The organism is Pseudogulbenkiania subflava DSM 22618 (genome assembly GCF_900177275.1).
GTDB classification, from domain to species: Bacteria; Pseudomonadota; Gammaproteobacteria; order Burkholderiales; family Chromobacteriaceae; genus Pseudogulbenkiania; species Pseudogulbenkiania subflava.
In genome coordinates this window covers 309,735-324,475 of sequence record NZ_FXAG01000001.1, presented here as the reverse complement: position 1 = coordinate 324,475, position 14,741 = coordinate 309,735, and the positions used below count along the sequence as shown (strand labels likewise).

9 protein-coding genes are annotated in these 14,741 nt (G+C 69.1%); 8 read left to right on the top strand and 1 reads right to left on the bottom strand.

All coding sequences use genetic code 11. The annotated features are described in order from the left end of the window. Positions 1-121 precede the first annotated feature (121 nt). The 5 genes from B9N72_RS01450 to B9N72_RS01430 all read left to right on the top strand — a co-directional run bounded on the left by B9N72_RS01450 (position 122) and on the right by B9N72_RS01430 (position 5,571). Positions 122-1,063: a choline ABC transporter substrate-binding protein gene (locus B9N72_RS01450; RefSeq protein WP_085274673.1), complete on the top strand. Its 942-nt coding sequence runs from the start codon at positions 122-124 to the stop codon at positions 1,061-1,063. A gap of 34 nt (positions 1,064-1,097) precedes the next feature. Continuing rightward, entirely contained in the window at positions 1,098-1,988 is an 891-nt protein-coding gene (locus tag B9N72_RS01445; RefSeq protein ID WP_085274672.1) for a 3-dehydrocarnitine:acetyl-CoA trimethylamine transferase CdhC, read from the top strand. Positions 1,989-2,151: 163 nt separating this feature from the next. Beyond that, the gene (locus B9N72_RS01440) at positions 2,152-3,117 is read left to right on the top strand and encodes an L-carnitine dehydrogenase (protein WP_085274671.1); all 966 of its coding nucleotides are present in this window, start codon (positions 2,152-2,154) and stop codon (positions 3,115-3,117) included. Position 3,118: 1 nt separating this feature from the next. After that, positions 3,119-3,616, top strand: coding sequence for a thioesterase family protein (locus tag B9N72_RS01435; RefSeq protein ID WP_085274670.1), 498 nt, complete (start codon positions 3,119-3,121; stop codon positions 3,614-3,616). Further along, the gene (locus B9N72_RS01430; protein WP_085274669.1) at positions 3,613-5,571 is read left to right on the top strand and encodes an acetoacetate--CoA ligase; all 1,959 of its coding nucleotides are present in this window, start codon (positions 3,613-3,615) and stop codon (positions 5,569-5,571) included. Before B9N72_RS01435 ends, B9N72_RS01430 begins: the two co-directional genes overlap by 4 nt. Before the next feature lie 484 nt (positions 5,572-6,055). Here B9N72_RS01430 and B9N72_RS01425 read toward each other — a convergent pair whose 3' ends face one another. After that, positions 6,056-7,048 carry a GlxA family transcriptional regulator gene (locus tag B9N72_RS01425; RefSeq protein WP_085274668.1) on the bottom strand — a complete coding sequence of 331 codons (993 nt, stop codon included), beginning with the start codon at positions 7,046-7,048 and terminating at the stop codon, positions 6,056-6,058. Between the two features lie 232 nt (positions 7,049-7,280). On the opposite strand from B9N72_RS01425, the gene B9N72_RS01420 reads away from it, so the two are divergent. Genes B9N72_RS01420 through B9N72_RS01410 form a run of 3 tightly spaced genes read left to right on the top strand, consistent with a single transcriptional unit; the run spans position 7,281 to position 14,730 of the window. Next, positions 7,281-8,549: an MdtA/MuxA family multidrug efflux RND transporter periplasmic adaptor subunit gene (locus B9N72_RS01420; RefSeq protein ID WP_085274667.1), complete on the top strand. Its 1,269-nt coding sequence runs from the start codon at positions 7,281-7,283 to the stop codon at positions 8,547-8,549. Continuing rightward, positions 8,549-11,641, top strand: coding sequence for an MdtB/MuxB family multidrug efflux RND transporter permease subunit (locus B9N72_RS01415; protein ID WP_085274666.1), 3,093 nt, complete (start codon positions 8,549-8,551; stop codon positions 11,639-11,641). Before B9N72_RS01420 ends, B9N72_RS01415 begins: the two co-directional genes overlap by 1 nt. Next, the gene (locus B9N72_RS01410; RefSeq protein WP_085274665.1) at positions 11,638-14,730 is read left to right on the top strand and encodes a multidrug efflux RND transporter permease subunit; all 3,093 of its coding nucleotides are present in this window, start codon (positions 11,638-11,640) and stop codon (positions 14,728-14,730) included. The genes B9N72_RS01415 and B9N72_RS01410 overlap by 4 nt, the downstream gene beginning before the upstream one ends. The last annotated feature ends 11 nt before the right edge of the window (positions 14,731-14,741 follow it).

The following is a 14,741-nucleotide window of genomic DNA, read 5'->3' as shown; positions in this document are numbered from 1 at the left end:
CGCTACAGTGACGCCACTACCCCCTCCGCCGGGTGACGAGGCGCCAAAGGGCGCCGCGTGGATGGCCGTCGCAACGGCCCGCGGGTCGGAACAGGACCGATTCTTTTCACGGAGCTAGGACATGAAACTGGATATCAAACCGCTGGTGCTGTGCCTCTCTTCGCTGCTGGCGCTGCCGGCCTTGGCCGCGGAGCCGGAAAGCTGCCGCAACGTGCGTTTTGCCGACGTTGGCTGGACCGACATCGCCGCCACCACCGGGCTCGCGACGGTGGTGTTCAAGGGGCTGGGCTACACCCCGACCAAGACCATCGCCTCCGAGCCCATCGTGTTCGCCGGCCTGAAGAGCAAGCAGCTTGACGTCTACTTGGGCTACTGGGACCCGTCGCAGACCCCGGCCATCACCCCGTTCGTGCAGAGCAAGTCGCTGAAGGTGCTGCCTTCCGCCAACCTGGAGGGCGCCAAGTACACGCTGGCGGTGCCGAGCTACGCGGCCGACAAGGGGCTCAGGACGTTTGCCGACATCGCCAAGTTCCGCAAGGAGCTGGACGGCAAGATCTACGGCATCGAGCCCGGCAGCCAGGGCAACGCCCAGATCAAGAAGATGATCGACAACAACGAATTCGGCCTGAAGGGCTTCAAGCTGATCGAGTCGAGCGAGGCCGGCATGCTGGTCATGGCGACCAAGGCGTTCAGCCAGAAGCGGCCGATCGTGATCCTGGCCTGGGAGCCGCACCCGATGAACTTCCTGATGAAGCTGACCTACCTCTCGGGCGGCGACAAGCAGTTCGGCCCCAATTACGGCGGCTCCAAGGTGTACTCCGTGGTGGCCAACGACTACCAACAGCGCTGTCCGAACGCCGGCAAGCTGGTCGACAACCTCAAGTTCACGCTGGACATGGAGAACCATGTGATGAACCCGATCATGAGCAAGGTCGACCCGGAGCTGGCGGCCAAGCAGTGGCTGCAGCGCAACCCGCAGGCGCTGACCGCCTGGCTCGACGGGGTCACCACCTTCGATGGCAAGCCGGGGCTGGACGCGGTCAAGGCCGCGCTCGCGCAGTGACGCCGCCGACAGATTCACGCAAAGAGGACATAGCATGAACCATGAAGTCATCGTCACCTGCGCGGTGACCGGCGCCGGCGACACCGTCGGCAAGCACCCGGCCATCCCGGTCACCCCGCGCCAGATCGCCGACGCCGCCATCGAGGCGGCCAAGGCCGGCGCCACCGTGGTGCACTGCCACGTGCGCAACCCGGACACCGGCAAGCCCAGCCGCGACCCGAAGCTCTACCGCGAGCTGGTGGACCGCATCCGCTCCTCCGGGGTCGACATGATCCTCAACCTGACCGCCGGCATGGGCGGCGACCTGGAGATCGGCGCCGGCGAAAAACCGATGGAGTTCGGCCCCGGTACCGACCTGGTGGGCGGGCTGGAGCGCCTGATCCACGTCGAGGAACTGCTGCCTGAAATCTGCACACTCGACTGCGGCACGCTCAATTTCGGCGACGGCGACTACATCTACGTCTCCACCCCAGCGCAGCTGCGCGCCGGCGCCAAGCGCATCCAGGAGCTGGGCGTGAAGCCGGAGCTGGAGGTGTTCGACACCGGCCACCTGTGGTTCGCCAAGCAGCTGTTGAAGGAAGGCCTGCTCGACGACGCGCCGCTGTTCCAGCTCTGCCTCGGCATCCCCTGGGGGGCGCCGGCCGACACCACCACGATGAAGGCGATGGTCGACAACCTGCCGCCGGGGGCGAACTGGGCCGGCTTCGGTATCGGCCGCATGCAGATGCCGATGGTGGCGCAGGCGGTGCTGTTGGGCGGCAACGTGCGCGTCGGCCTGGAGGACAACCTCTACCTCGACCGCGGCGTGTTCGCCAGCAACGGCTCGCTGGTGGAGCGCGCCATCGACCTGGTGCAGAAGCTCGGCGCGCGCACGCTGACGCCGGAAGAGGGACGCAAGAAGCTCGGGCTGAAGAAGCGCGGCTGAGTCGCAGGATGGGTGGAGCAGCGCGTAACCCATCAAGCCCTTGCCATCTTCATCGTGATGGGTTGCGCTGCGCTCCACCCATCCTACTTACTGCACTCGATCATCGTTCGTAGCTTGGGCTTGGCAGTCCAACCTACCCATGTTCAACCTACAGGGGATGTTCATGTCTGTAATCACCAAAATCCAAACTTTTGCCGCGCTCGGCGTCGGCGTGATCGGCAGCGGCTGGGTGGCGCGTGCGCTCGCCAACGGCCTCGACGTGGTCGCTTGGGACCCGGCCCCCGGCGCTGAGGCGCAACTGCGCGCCAACGTCGCCAACGCCTGGCCGGCGCTGGAGCAGGCGGGCCTTAAGCCCGGCGCCGCGCCGGCGCGGCTGCGCTTCGTCGCCACCATCGAAGAAGCGGTGGCCGACGCCGACTTCATCCAGGAGAGCGCGCCGGAGCGGCTGGAGCTGAAACTGGAATTGCATGCACGGGTGTCGGCGGCGGCCAAGCCCGACGCCATCATCGCCTCGTCCACCTCGGGTCTGCTGCCATCCGAGTTCTACCGCGACGCGCTGCATCCCGAGCGTTGCATCGTCGGCCACCCGTTCAACCCGGTCTACCTGCTGCCGCTGGTCGAGGTGGTGGGCGGAGAAAAGACGTCGCCGGAGACTATTGAGGCCGCCAAGGCGATCTACGCCGGCCTCGGCATGCGTCCGCTGCACGTGCGCAAGGAGGTGCCCGGCTTCATCGCCGACCGCCTGCTGGAAGCCTTGTGGCGCGAGGCGCTGCACCTGGTCAACGACGGTGTGGCGACCACCGGCGAGATCGATGACGCCATCCGTTTCGGCGCCGGCCTGCGCTGGGCCTTCATGGGCACGTTCCAGATCTACACCCTGGCCGGTGGCGAGGCGGGCATGCGCCACTTCATGCAGCAGTTCGGTCCGGCGCTGCAACTGCCGTGGACCTATTTGCCGGCACCCGAGCTGACCGACGAGCTGATCGAACGCGTGGTCGAGGGAACCACGGCGCAGCAGGGCGCGCGTTCGATCAAGGCGCTGGAGCGCTACCGCGACGACTGCCTGCTGGGCGTGCTCGGCGCGGTGGCGGCGGCCAAGGCGCATCACGGCCTGAAGCCGGAGGAGTGAAATGAGCGCGCTGACGCTGTACCGCGACGAGGTGCGCGCCGAGTGGGTGGACTACAACGGCCACCTGCGCGATGCCTTCTACCTGCTGTTGTTCAGCTACGCCGTCGATGCACTGATCGACGCCATCGGACTCGACGCGGCGGAGCGCGAGCGCAGCCGGCGTTCGGTCTACACGCTGGAGGTGCACCTCAATTACCTGCACGAGCTGAAGCAGGGCACGGCGCTGCGGGTGGACTGCCAGCTGCTCGCTCATGACAGCAAGCGCCTGCACGTCTACCTGACGCTGCATCGTGGCGACGAAGCCGAACCTGTGGCCGTCAGCGAGCAGATGTTGCTGCACGTGGACACGGCGCAAGCCTGCTCGGCGCCGTTCGACGCCGCGGTACTGGCGCGCGTGGCCGAACTCGCCGCCGCGCACGCCGGCCTGCCGCGTCCGGCCTACGCCGGCCGGGTGATCGGGCTGCCGCAGCGGGCGCGTTCGGAGGCCGATCTGACATGAGCGAACTCACCCACACCGAGCCGCTGTGGCGGCCCAGCGCGCCGTGCCGGCTCGACGCCTTCCGTCGCGAGGTGGCGTGCGAGCAGGGCATCGTCCTCGACGACTACGATGCGCTGTACGACTGGTCGATCCGCGAGCCGGCGGCATTCTGGCAGGCGCTGTGGCGCTACGCCGAGGTGCGCGCCATGCGCGAGGCGGACACCGTGCTGGAGGATGGCGAGCGCATGCCCGGCGCGCGCTGGTTCGTCGGCGCGCGGCTGAACTTCGCCGCCAACCTGCTGCGGCGACGCGATGACGGCGTGGCGCTGGAGTTCTACGGCGAGGACCGGGTGCGCGCGACGTGGAGCTGGCGCCGGCTGTACGACACCGTGTCGCGCCTGGCCCAGGCTTTGCGCGCCCTTGGGGTCGGCCCCGGCGACCGCGTGGCCGGCCTCGTGCCGAACATGCCGGAGACGGTGGCGGCGATGCTGGCCACCGCCAGCCTGGGTGCGGTGTGGAGCAGTTGTTCGCCCGATTTCGGCGTCGAGGGTGTGCTCGACCGTTTCGGCCAGATCGAGCCCAAGGTGCTGTTTGCCAGCGATAGTTACCGCTACAACGGCAAGGCGATCGACCTGCACGACAAGCTGGCCGCTGTGGCCGGCGCCCTGCCGGGCCTCGAACGCGTGGTGGTGTGGAACTACGCTGGCGGCGCAGCGGAGCTCGACGGGATGGTCAAGGCGCAGTCGCTGGACGATTTCGTCGCGCCGTACCCGGCCGGCGAGATCGACTTCGTGCCGATGCCGTTCGATGCGCCGCTCTACATCCTCTATTCGTCCGGTACTACCGGCCAGCCCAAGTGCATCGTGCACGGTGCCGGCGGCACGCTGCTGCAGCATCTGAAGGAGCACATGCTGCACGGCGATCTCGGGGCCGGCGACCGCCTGCTGTACTACACCACCTGCGGCTGGATGATGTGGAACTGGATGGTGTCGGCGCTGGCGGTCGAGGCGACGCTGGTGCTGTACGACGGCTCCCCGTTGTTGAACGACGCGCCGGACGTGTTGTGGCGCATCGCCGAGGAGATGCGGCTCACCCATTTCGGCACCAGCGCCAAGTATTTGTCGGCACTGGAGAAGGCCGAGGTCGAGCCGGGCGAGCGTTATGACCTGACGAGCCTGCGCTTCATCTATTCCACCGGTTCGCCGCTGTTGCCGGCCAGCTACGACTACGTCTACCGCGCCATCAAGCCGGATGTGGCGCTCTGTTCGATTTCCGGTGGCACCGACATCGTGTCCTGCTTCGCGCTGGGCTGCCCGGCCAAGCCGGTGTACCGCGGCGAGTTGCAGGCGCGCGGGCTCGGCATGGCGGTGGAGGTGTGGAACGAGGCCGGCGAAGCGGTAGAGGAGGAGAAGGGCGAGCTGGTGTGCGTCAAGCCGTTCCCGTCGATGCCGCTTGGTTTCTGGAACGATGCCGATGGAGCGAAGTACCGCGCCGCCTATTTCGAACGCTTCCCCGGCGTATGGGTGCATGGTGACTACGCCGAGCTGACCGCGCGCGGCGGGCTGATCATCCATGGCCGCTCCGACACCGTGCTCAACCCCGGCGGGGTGCGCATCGGCACCGCAGAGATCTACCGCCAGGTGGAAACGGTGCCGGAGGTGCTGGAATCGCTCGCCATCGGCCAGGACTGGCAGGGCGACGTGCGCGTGGTGCTGTTCGTGCGGCTCGCCGCCGGGCTGACGCTGGACGATGAGCTGCAGCAGACGATCCGCGCGCGCATCCGCACCCACACCACGCCGCGCCACGTGCCGGCGCGCATCGTGCAGGTGGCCGACATCCCGCGCACGCAAAGCGGCAAGCTGGTGGAACTGGCGGTACGCGAGGTGGTGCACGGCCGGCCGGTGAAGAATGTGACGGCGCTGGCCAACCCGGAGGCGCTGGCGCTGTTCCGCGATCGGGCCGAGCTGGCCATGTAGGGCGGATGCCCCGGCAGAGCCGGGGCGATCCGCCGGGGTCTGTGACAGGGCGATCCGCCGGGAGTCGTGACGGGGTGTCGTCGGCAGGCGTATCGAATTCACCGTTGTTCTTGGCGTTGATTGGCGGAACGCCCCGTATTCCTTCGCAACGCTGCGCTATCTTGCTCAGTCACGGGGCTTCCGCCCTACGGGGGCGGAGAGTAGGGCGGATGCCCCGGCGCGGCCGGGGCGATCCGCCGAAGTCTGTGACAGGGCGATCCGCCGGGCGTCGCGATTCCCCAACGGGAGTTTGGCAGAGCTCCCCCGCATTCCTTCGCAACGCTGTGCTACCTTGCTCAGTGTCGCCACAGGTCGTCGTTGGTACGCAACTCCGTGGTTCCGACTTGGCGGAACGCCCCTTTAAAAGGGGCTTCCGCGCCAAGACTGGCAAGGGTTTCAGCGTGGTGTGGCGGAACGCCCCGCAGGCGGGGCTTCCGCCCTACGGTCAGGGCGCCGCCCGGGCTGCGTTCTCTTCGTGGCGGTCGTGGCTCGGCGTCACCCCATAGCGCTGGCGGTAGGCGCGCGCGAAATAGGTGGCCGACTCGAAACCGCAGGCCACGCCGATCTCCATCACGTTCATCCCGGTCTGGCGCAGCAGCTCGCGCGCCCGTTCCAGCCGCAACTTCAGGTAGAACGCGCTCGGAGTGTCGTCGAATTGGGCGCGGAACAGCCGCTCCAGCTGGCGCCGCGTCACCCCCACCGTCTCGGCCAGCTCGTCCGCCGTCAGCGGCGTCTCGAGATGCCGTTCCATGGCGCCGATGGCGTTCACCAGCTTGCGGTTGTGCACGCCGTAGCGCACCGCGATCTGCAGGCGCTGGTGGTCCGACTTGGCGCGGATGCGCCCCAGCACGAACTGCTCGGACACCTGCATCGCCAGCTCGGCGCCGTGGCGGCGGCCGATCAGCTCCAGCATCAGGTCGATCGAGGCGGTGCCGCCGGCCGAGCTGATGCGCGCGCCGTCGATTTCGAACAGCTCCTGCGTCACGTTGAGCGCCGGGTAGCGCTCGCGAAACGCCGCGATCGCCTCCCAGTGCAGCGTCAGCTTCTCGTGCCGGAACATCCCGGCCTCGGCCAGTACGAAGCTGCCGGTGTCGATGCCGCCCAGCGTCGCGCCCTGCCGGTCGAGCTGGCGCAGCCAGGCCGTCAACGCCGGCGTGGCGTGCGCCAGCGGGTTGAAGCCCGCCACCACGAACAGCGTGCGCACCTCGCCCACCCCGGCGCAGGCGCCTTCCGCCGCCAGCGACATGCCGTTGCTGGCGCTCACCGCGCCGCCGTCCAGGCTCAGCAGGTGCCAGCGGTACAGCGCCGGATGGAAGCGGTTGGCGACGCGCAGCGGCTCGATCGCCGACAGCAGGCCGAGCATGGAGAACTCCGGCAACAGCACGAAGTGGATGTCTTCGGGGGCGGCGGTCGGCGGAGTCGGGCAGGGGGCGCTCATCGGGCGGGGCGGCTCGGTTGGGGGGTGACACAGCATAGCGCATGCGCGGCACGGCGCCGAGTCCGGCGCCGGAGGCCGTCCCGACCGGCATGACACCTGGTACGAATTCGCATTCTCTCCATGTTTGCGTAAGGTTTAGCCGATATCATTGAACCTCGCCCGGTGCGTCAAGGCTGGTCCGGGCGTCTGCCCGTTTTCCTTTTTCCCAGCCCCCAGACTGCGAACCGACACGATGAGCCCGACCCCCGCCGAATCCACCCCCCCGTCTTCTCCCTCTTCCCCCCGCCCGCGTCGCCGCCTGCTATGGCTGGCCCTGGTCGGCCTGGCCGTGGCCGGGGCGGTCGGCTGGCAGCGCTGGCATGCGGCGTCCGGTGCGGACCAGGCGGCGGTGCAGAAACGGGGCGAGCGCGGGCCGCAGACGGTGACGGTGGCGGCGGTGCGGCGCGGTGAACTCAAGGTCTATCTGACCGCCTTGGGCACGGTGACGCCGAGCGAGACGGTGACGGTGAAAAGCCGCGTCGATGGCCAACTGATGCGGGTGCTGTTCACCGAGGGCCAGCTGGTGAAGTCCGGTCAGCTCTTGGCCGAGATCGACCCGCGCCCGTTCCAGGCGGCGGTGGCGCAGGCCGAAGGCCAGCTGCTGCGCGACAGCGCGCAATTGAAGAACGCCGAGATCGACCTGGCGCGCTATCAGTCGCTGTTGGCGGAGAATTCCATCGCGCGCCAGCAGGTTGATACCCAGGCGGCGCTGGTGCAGCAGTTCCGCGGCACGGTCAAAGTCGACCAGGGCGTGGTCGACAACGCCCGCCTGCAGCTGTCGTACAGCCATATCACGGCGCCGCTGGCGGGGCGGGTCGGGCTGCGCCGCGTCGACGCCGGCAACATGATCACCGCCAACGACGCCAACGGCCTGGTGGTGATCACCCAGACCCAGCCCAGCCACGTGGTGTTCGCGCTGCCCGAAGCGCACCTGAGCACGGTGATGAAGCCCTATCTGGCCGGTCAGGCGCTGCCGGTCGAGGCGTGGGACCGCGGCGGCAAGCTGCTGGCGCAGGGCCGGCTTGAGACGCTGGACAACCAGATGGACAGCACCACCGGCACGGTCAAGCTCAAGGCGCGTTTCGCCAACGCCGACAACGTGCTGTTCCCCAACCAGTTCATCAACGTCAAGCTGCTCACCGAGGTGCGCCGCGACGCGGTGCTGATCCCGGAGGCGGCGCTGCAGCGCGGCAAGGACGGCCCGTTCGTCTACCTGGTGCAGCCGGACAACCGCGTCGCGCTGCGCCCGGTGGTGCCGGGGCCGGCCGACGCCGGGCAGCTGGCGGTGGAGCAGGGTCTGGCATCAGGCGAGCGCGTGGCGCTCGACGGCCTCGACCGGCTGCGCGCCGGCAGCCAGGTCAAGCCGCGCGCGTTCGGCGCGAAGGATGAGGCGGCGGGTCAGGGCGGCGGCAAACGCCACGGCAAGCGCACGGCCTCGGCGCCGGCGGAGCAGGCCAAGTGATGAACCCGTCCCGTCCCTTCATCCTGCGGCCGATCGCCACCACGCTGTGCATGCTGGCGCTGGTGCTGACCGGCTGGGTGGCGTACAAGCTGCTGCCGGTGTCGGCGCTGCCGCAGGTCGACTACCCGACGATCCAGGTGGTGACGCTCTATCCCGGCGCCAGCCCCGAGGTGATGGGGGCGATGGTGTCCTCGCCGCTGGAGCGCCAGTTCGGCCAGATGCCGGGCCTGAGCCAGATGCGCACCAGCAGTTCCGGCGGCGCCTCGGTGATCACGCTGCAGTTCACGCTCGACATCGCGCTCGACGAGGCCGAGCAGGAAGTGCAGGCGGCGATCAATGCCGCCAGCTCGCTGCTGCCGGCCGACCTGCCGTCGCCGCCGATCTACAACAAGGTCAACCCGGCCGACAGCCCGATCGTGTCGCTCGCCATCACCTCGCCGACGCTGCCCTTGCCCAAGCTGGAAGACCTGGTCGACACGCGCCTGGCGCAGAAGCTGTCGCAGCTCTCCGGGGTGGGGCTGGTGAGCCTGAGCGGCGGCCAGCGCCCGGCGGTGCGCATCCGCGCCGATGCGCGCGCGTTGGCGGCCAACGGCCTGACCCTGGCCGATCTGCGCAGCGCCATCGGCAGCGCCAACGTCAAGCAGTCCAAGGGCGGCTTCGACGGCCCGCTGCAGGCCTCGAGCATCGACGCCAACGACCAGCTCGCCTCGTCCGATGACTATCGCCGCCTGGTGCTGGCGTACAAGAACGGCGCGCCGCTGCGCCTGTCGGATGTGGCCGCGGTGGTGGACGAGGTGGAGAACCGCCGCCTCGGCGCCTGGGCCAACCGCAGCCCGGCGATCATCGTCGACATCCGCCGCCAGCCCGGCGCCAACGTGATCGAGGTGGTCGACCGCATCAAGGCGCTGCTGCCGCAGCTCAAGGCGACGCTGCCGGGCTCGGTCGACGTCACCCTGCTCAGCGACCGCACCGACGGCATCCGCGCCGCGGTGCACGACGTCGAGTTCGAGCTGATGCTGGCGGTGGCGCTGGTGGTGATGGTGATCTTCCTGTTCCTGCGCAACGTGCCGGCCACGCTCATTCCCGGCGTGACGGTGCCACTGTCGCTGATCGGCACCTTCGGCGTGATGTACCTGGCGGGCTTCAGCCTCAACAACCTGACGCTGATGGCGCTGACCATCGCCACCGGCTTCGTGGTGGACGACGCCATCGTGATGATCGAGAACATCGCGCGCTACATCGAGGAGGGCGATTCGCCCATGCAGGCGGCGCTCAAGGGCTCGGCGCAGATCGGCTTCACCATCATCTCGCTGACCTTCTCGCTGATCGCGGTGCTGATCCCGCTGTTGTTCATGGGCGACGTGGTGGGGCGCTTGTTCCGCGAGTTCGCCATCACGCTGGCGGTGTCGATCCTGCTGTCGGCGGCGATCTCACTGTCGCTGACGCCGATGATGTGCGCGCGCCTCTTGAAGCACGTGCCGGAGGAGAAGCAGGGGCGCTTCTACCACGCCAGCGGCGCCTTCATCGACGGCATGATCGCGCGTTACGGCCGCGCCCTGGAGTGGGTGCTGGAGCACCAGCCGCTGACGCTGCTGGTGGCGCTGGGCACGCTGGCGCTGACCGCCGCGCTGTACCTGGTGGTGCCGAAGGGCTTCTTCCCGCTGCAGGACACCGGCGCCATCCAGGCGGTGACCGAGGCGCCGCAGTCGGTGTCGTTCGCCGCCATGGCCGAGCGCCAGCAACGGCTGGCCGCGGTGTTGCTGCACGACCCGGCGGTGGCGAGCCTGTCGTCCATCGTCGGCGTCGACGGCAGCAACGCCACGCTCAACAGCGGGCGTCTGCAGATCAACCTGAAGCCGCACGGCGAGCGCGACGACGTGTCCACGGTGGCGGCGCGGCTGCAGCAGAGCGCGGCGCAGGTGCCCGGCATCGCGCTCTACCTGCAGCCGGCGCAGGACCTCACCATCGAGACCACGCCGAGCCGCACCCAGTACCAGTTCGCGCTCGACAGTTCCAACGCCGCCGAACTGGCGCAGTGGGTGCCGCGCCTGCTGGAGGCGCTGCGCCAGCGCCCGGAGCTGGCGGACGTCGCCAGCGACCAGCAGGAGCAGGGCTTGCAGGCGTATATCGAGATCGACCGCGACAGCGCGGCGCGTCTCGGCGTCAGCGCCGCGGCGGTGGACAACGCGCTGTACGACGCCTTCGGCCAACGTCTGATCTCGACCATCTTCACCCAGACCAACCAGTACCGCGTGGTGCTGGAATCGGGCGGGGCGTCCGGCAAGGGCCTGGCCGCGCTCGACGATCTCTACCTGACCAGCAGCGGCGGCACGCCGGTGCCGCTGAAGAGCGTGGTCAAGGTGAGCGAGCGGCTGGCGCCGCTGGTGCTCAACCGCCTCGACCAGTTCCCCACCGCCACGCTGTCGTTCAACCTCGCCCCCGGCGTGTCGCTCGGCGCGGCGGTGGCGGCGGTGCGCGAGGCGGAGCATGAGATCGGCCTGCCCGCCAGCGTCGAGACGCGCTTCCAGGGCGCCGCCGCGGCGTTCCAGAGCTCGCTCTCCAACACCCTGTGGCTGATCCTGGCGGCGGTGGTGACGATGTACATCGTGCTGGGGGTGCTGTACGAGAGCTATATCCACCCGGTCACCATCCTCTCCACGCTGCCGTCGGCGGCGATCGGCGCGCTCTTGGCGCTGCTGGTGTCGGGCACCTCGCTCGACGTGATCGCGGTGATCGGCATCATCCTGTTGATCGGCATCGTCAAGAAGAACGCGATCATGATGATCGACTTCGCGCTGGAGGCCGAGCGCAAGCAGAAGCTGAGCCCGCGCGAGGCGATCTTCCAGGCCTGCCTGCTGCGTTTCCGTCCGATCCTGATGACCACGCTGGCGGCGCTGTTGGGCGCGCTGCCGCTGATGCTGGGCTCCGGCGCCGGCTCCGAGCTGCGCCACCCGCTCGGCATCACGCTGGTGGGCGGGCTGCTCTTGAGCCAGCTGTTGACGCTGTTCACCACGCCGGTGATCTACCTCGCCTTCGACCGCCTGGCGCGGCGCTGGCGCAAGGCGCCGGCGGCACAGGGTGACGCGGCATGATCCCGTCCGCACCCTTCATCCGCCGCCCGGTCTCCACCGTGCTGTTGACGCTGGCGATCGCGCTGGCCGGGATGCTGGCGTTCGGGCTGTTGCCGGTGTCGTCGCTGCCGCAGGTGGATTTCCCCACCATCCAGGTGCAGGCGCAGCTGGCCGGCGCCAGCCCGGAGACCATGGCGGCCACGGTGGCGACGCCGCTGGAGCGCACCCTGGGGCGCATCGCCGGGGTCAACGAGATCACCTCGACCAGCTCGCAGGGCAGCACCCGCATCGTGCTGCAGTTCGACCTCAACCGCGACAGCAACGGCGCCGCCAAGGACGTGCAGGGCGCCATCAACGCCGCGCTCGCCAACCTGCCCAGCGCGCTGTCCGGCACGCCGACCTACCGCAAGGTCAACCCGTCCGAGGCGCCGGTGCTGATCCTGACGCTGACCTCCGACACCCTGACCAAGGGCCGGCTGTACGACCTCGCCTCCACCGTGCTGGCGCAGAAGCTGTCGCAGGTGGACGGCATCGGCCAGGTCACGGTCGGCGGCGGGGCGCTGCCGGCGGTGCGCGTGGCGCTCGACCCCACCGCGCTGTCGCGCCACGGCGTCAGCTTCGACGAGGTGCGCCGGGCGATCCAGAACTACACCCTGAAGCTGCCCTTGGGGGTGCTGGAGGACGCCGGCAAGCAATGGCAGCTCGCTAGCAACGACCAGCTCAACCGCGCCGCCGACTACCGCGGCCTGATCGTGCACTACCAGGACGGCGCCGCGCTGCGCCTGGCCGACGTCGCCGCGGTGAGCGATTCGGTGCAGGACGTGCGCAACGCCGGGCTCGCCAACGGCAAGCCGGCCATCGTGCTGCTGCTGTTCCGCGCCCCCGGCGCCAACGTCATCGACACCGTGGAGCGCGTGCGCGCGCTGATGCCGCAGCTCTCCGCCTCGGTGCCGCAGACCGCCACGCTGACGGTGACGCAGGACCGCACCTCGACCATCCGCGCCTCGTTGCGCGACGTCGAGCGCACCCTGGTTACGGCGGTGGCGCTGGTGGTGCTGGTGGTGTTCCTGTTCCTCAAGAGCGGGCGTGCCACGCTGGTGCCGGCGATCACCGTGCCGGTGTCGCTGATCGGCACCTTCGGCGTGATGTATTTGGCGGGCTTCAGCCTCAACAACCTGTCGCTGATGGCGCTCACCATCGCCACCGGCTTCGTCGTCGACGACACCATCGTGGTGCTGGAGAACATCGCGCGCCATATCGAGAACGGCATGACGCCGCGCGCGGCGGCGTTCCGCGGCGCGCGCGAGGTGGGCTTCACGGTGCTGGCGATGAGCCTGTCGCTGATCGCGGTGTTCATTCCGATCCTGCTGATGGGCGATATCGTCGGGCGGCTGTTCCGCGAATTCGCACTGACGCTGTCGGCGGCGATCCTGGTGTCGCTGGTGGTGTCGCTCACCACCGCGCCGATGCTGTGCTCGCGCTGGCTGCGCCCGCGGCCGCACCGGCCGGCCACGCCGAGCCGCTTCGCGCGCTGGCGCGCGCAGTGGTTCGAACGCCTGGTGGCCGGCTACCGCCGCTCGCTGGCGTGGTCGCTCGACCACCACCTGCTGATGCTGCTGCTGCTCGTCGCCACCGTGGCGGCCAACGTCGCGCTCTACGTCGCGGTGCCCAAGGGCTTCTTCCCGCAGCAGGACACCGGGCGCCTGATCGGCAACATCCGCGCCGACCAGAGCATCTCGTTCCAGGCCATGCGCGGCAAGCTGCAGCGCTTCGTCGACGTGGTGCGGCGTGATCCGGCGGTGGACAGCGTGGTCGGCTTCACCGGCGGCGGCGCGCGCAACAGCGCCAACGTCTTCGTCGGCCTCAAGCCGCGCAGCGAGCGTACCGAGAGCGCCGACCAGGTGATCGCGCGGCTGCGCAAGCAGCTCTCGCGTGAGCCGGGCGCCACCTTGTTCCTGCAATCGGCGCAGGAGCTGCGCATCGGCGGGCGCCAGAGCAACGCCCAGTACCAGTACACGCTGCAGGGCGACGACCTGGCCCAGCTGCGCGCCTGGGAGCCGCGCCTGCGCCAGGCTCTGGTGCGGCTGCCGGGGCTCGCCGACGTCAACACCGATCAGCAGGACCGTGGCCTGCAGACCACGCTGCTGTTCGACCGTGACAGCCTGGCGCGCCTCGGCCTGACCCAGAACGACGCCGACAGCGCGCTCGGCAACGCCTTCGGCCAACGTCAGATCGCCACGCTGTACAACCCGCTCAACCAGTACAAGGTGGTGCTGGAGGCGGCTCCGGCCTACCTCGAGCGCCCCGAATCGCTGCGCGATATCTACCTGATCACGCCGCAGCACCTGCCGGTGCCGCTCGCCACGGTGAGCCGGGCACAGCCCGACAACACCCCGCTCGCGGTCAACCACCAGGGCCAGTTCGCCGCCACCACGGTGTCGTTCAACCTCGACCCCGGCGTGTCGATCGGTGCCGCCCGCAGCGCCATCGACGCCGCCGTCAACCGGCTTGGCATGCCCGGCTCGCTGGTGGGCAGCTTCCAGGGCAGCGCGCGCGCCTTCCAGGCCTCGCTCGACAGCCAGCCCTGGCTGATCCTGGCGGCCTTGGCGGCGGTGTACATCGTGCTCGGCATCCTCTACGAGAGCGCCATCCATCCCATCACCATCCTGTCCACGCTGCCCTCGGCCGGCGTCGGCGCCATCCTGGCGCTGCAGCTGTCCGGCGGTGAACTGAACGTGGTGGCGATGATCGGCGTGCTGCTGTTGATCGGCATCGTCAAGAAGAACGCCATCATGCTGATCGACTTCGCGCTGGCGGCCGAGCGCCAGCAAGGCCTGGCGCCGCGCGAGGCCATCCTCGAGGCCGGCGTACTGCGTTTCCGCCCCATCCTGATGACGACCATGGCGGCGCTGTTGGGCGCGCTGCCGCTGGCGCTGGGACACGGCGAGGGCGCCGAGCTGCGCCAGCCGCTCGGCGTCTCGGTGGTGGGTGGGCTGATCGTCAGCCAATTGTTGACGCTGTACACCACGCCGGTGGTGTACCTGTACATGGACCGCCTGCGGCGGTGGAACTGGCGCTTCTGGCGCCGCTCCGCCGCGGTGCAGGCGTAGGAGAACGGGGA

What these genes read in the sequence shown, in the direction of transcription:
- B9N72_RS01450 (WP_085274673.1), top strand. Translation starts at nt 122, where the DNA reads ATGAAACTGGATATCAAACCGCTGGTGCTGTGCCTCTCTTCGCTGCTG.
- B9N72_RS01415 (WP_085274666.1), top strand. Translation starts at nt 8,549, where the DNA reads ATGAACCCGTCCCGTCCCTTCATCCTGCGGCCGATCGCCACCACGCTG.
- B9N72_RS01435 (WP_085274670.1), top strand. Translation starts at nt 3,119, where the DNA reads ATGAGCGCGCTGACGCTGTACCGCGACGAGGTGCGCGCCGAGTGGGTG.
- B9N72_RS01445 (WP_085274672.1), top strand. Translation starts at nt 1,098, where the DNA reads ATGAACCATGAAGTCATCGTCACCTGCGCGGTGACCGGCGCCGGCGAC.
- B9N72_RS01425 (WP_085274668.1), bottom strand. Translation starts at nt 7,048, where the DNA reads ATGAGCGCCCCCTGCCCGACTCCGCCGACCGCCGCCCCCGAAGACATC.
- B9N72_RS01410 (WP_085274665.1), top strand. Translation starts at nt 11,638, where the DNA reads ATGATCCCGTCCGCACCCTTCATCCGCCGCCCGGTCTCCACCGTGCTG.
- B9N72_RS01440 (WP_085274671.1), top strand. Translation starts at nt 2,152, where the DNA reads ATGTCTGTAATCACCAAAATCCAAACTTTTGCCGCGCTCGGCGTCGGC.
- B9N72_RS01420 (WP_085274667.1), top strand. Translation starts at nt 7,281, where the DNA reads ATGAGCCCGACCCCCGCCGAATCCACCCCCCCGTCTTCTCCCTCTTCC.
- B9N72_RS01430 (WP_085274669.1), top strand. Translation starts at nt 3,613, where the DNA reads ATGAGCGAACTCACCCACACCGAGCCGCTGTGGCGGCCCAGCGCGCCG.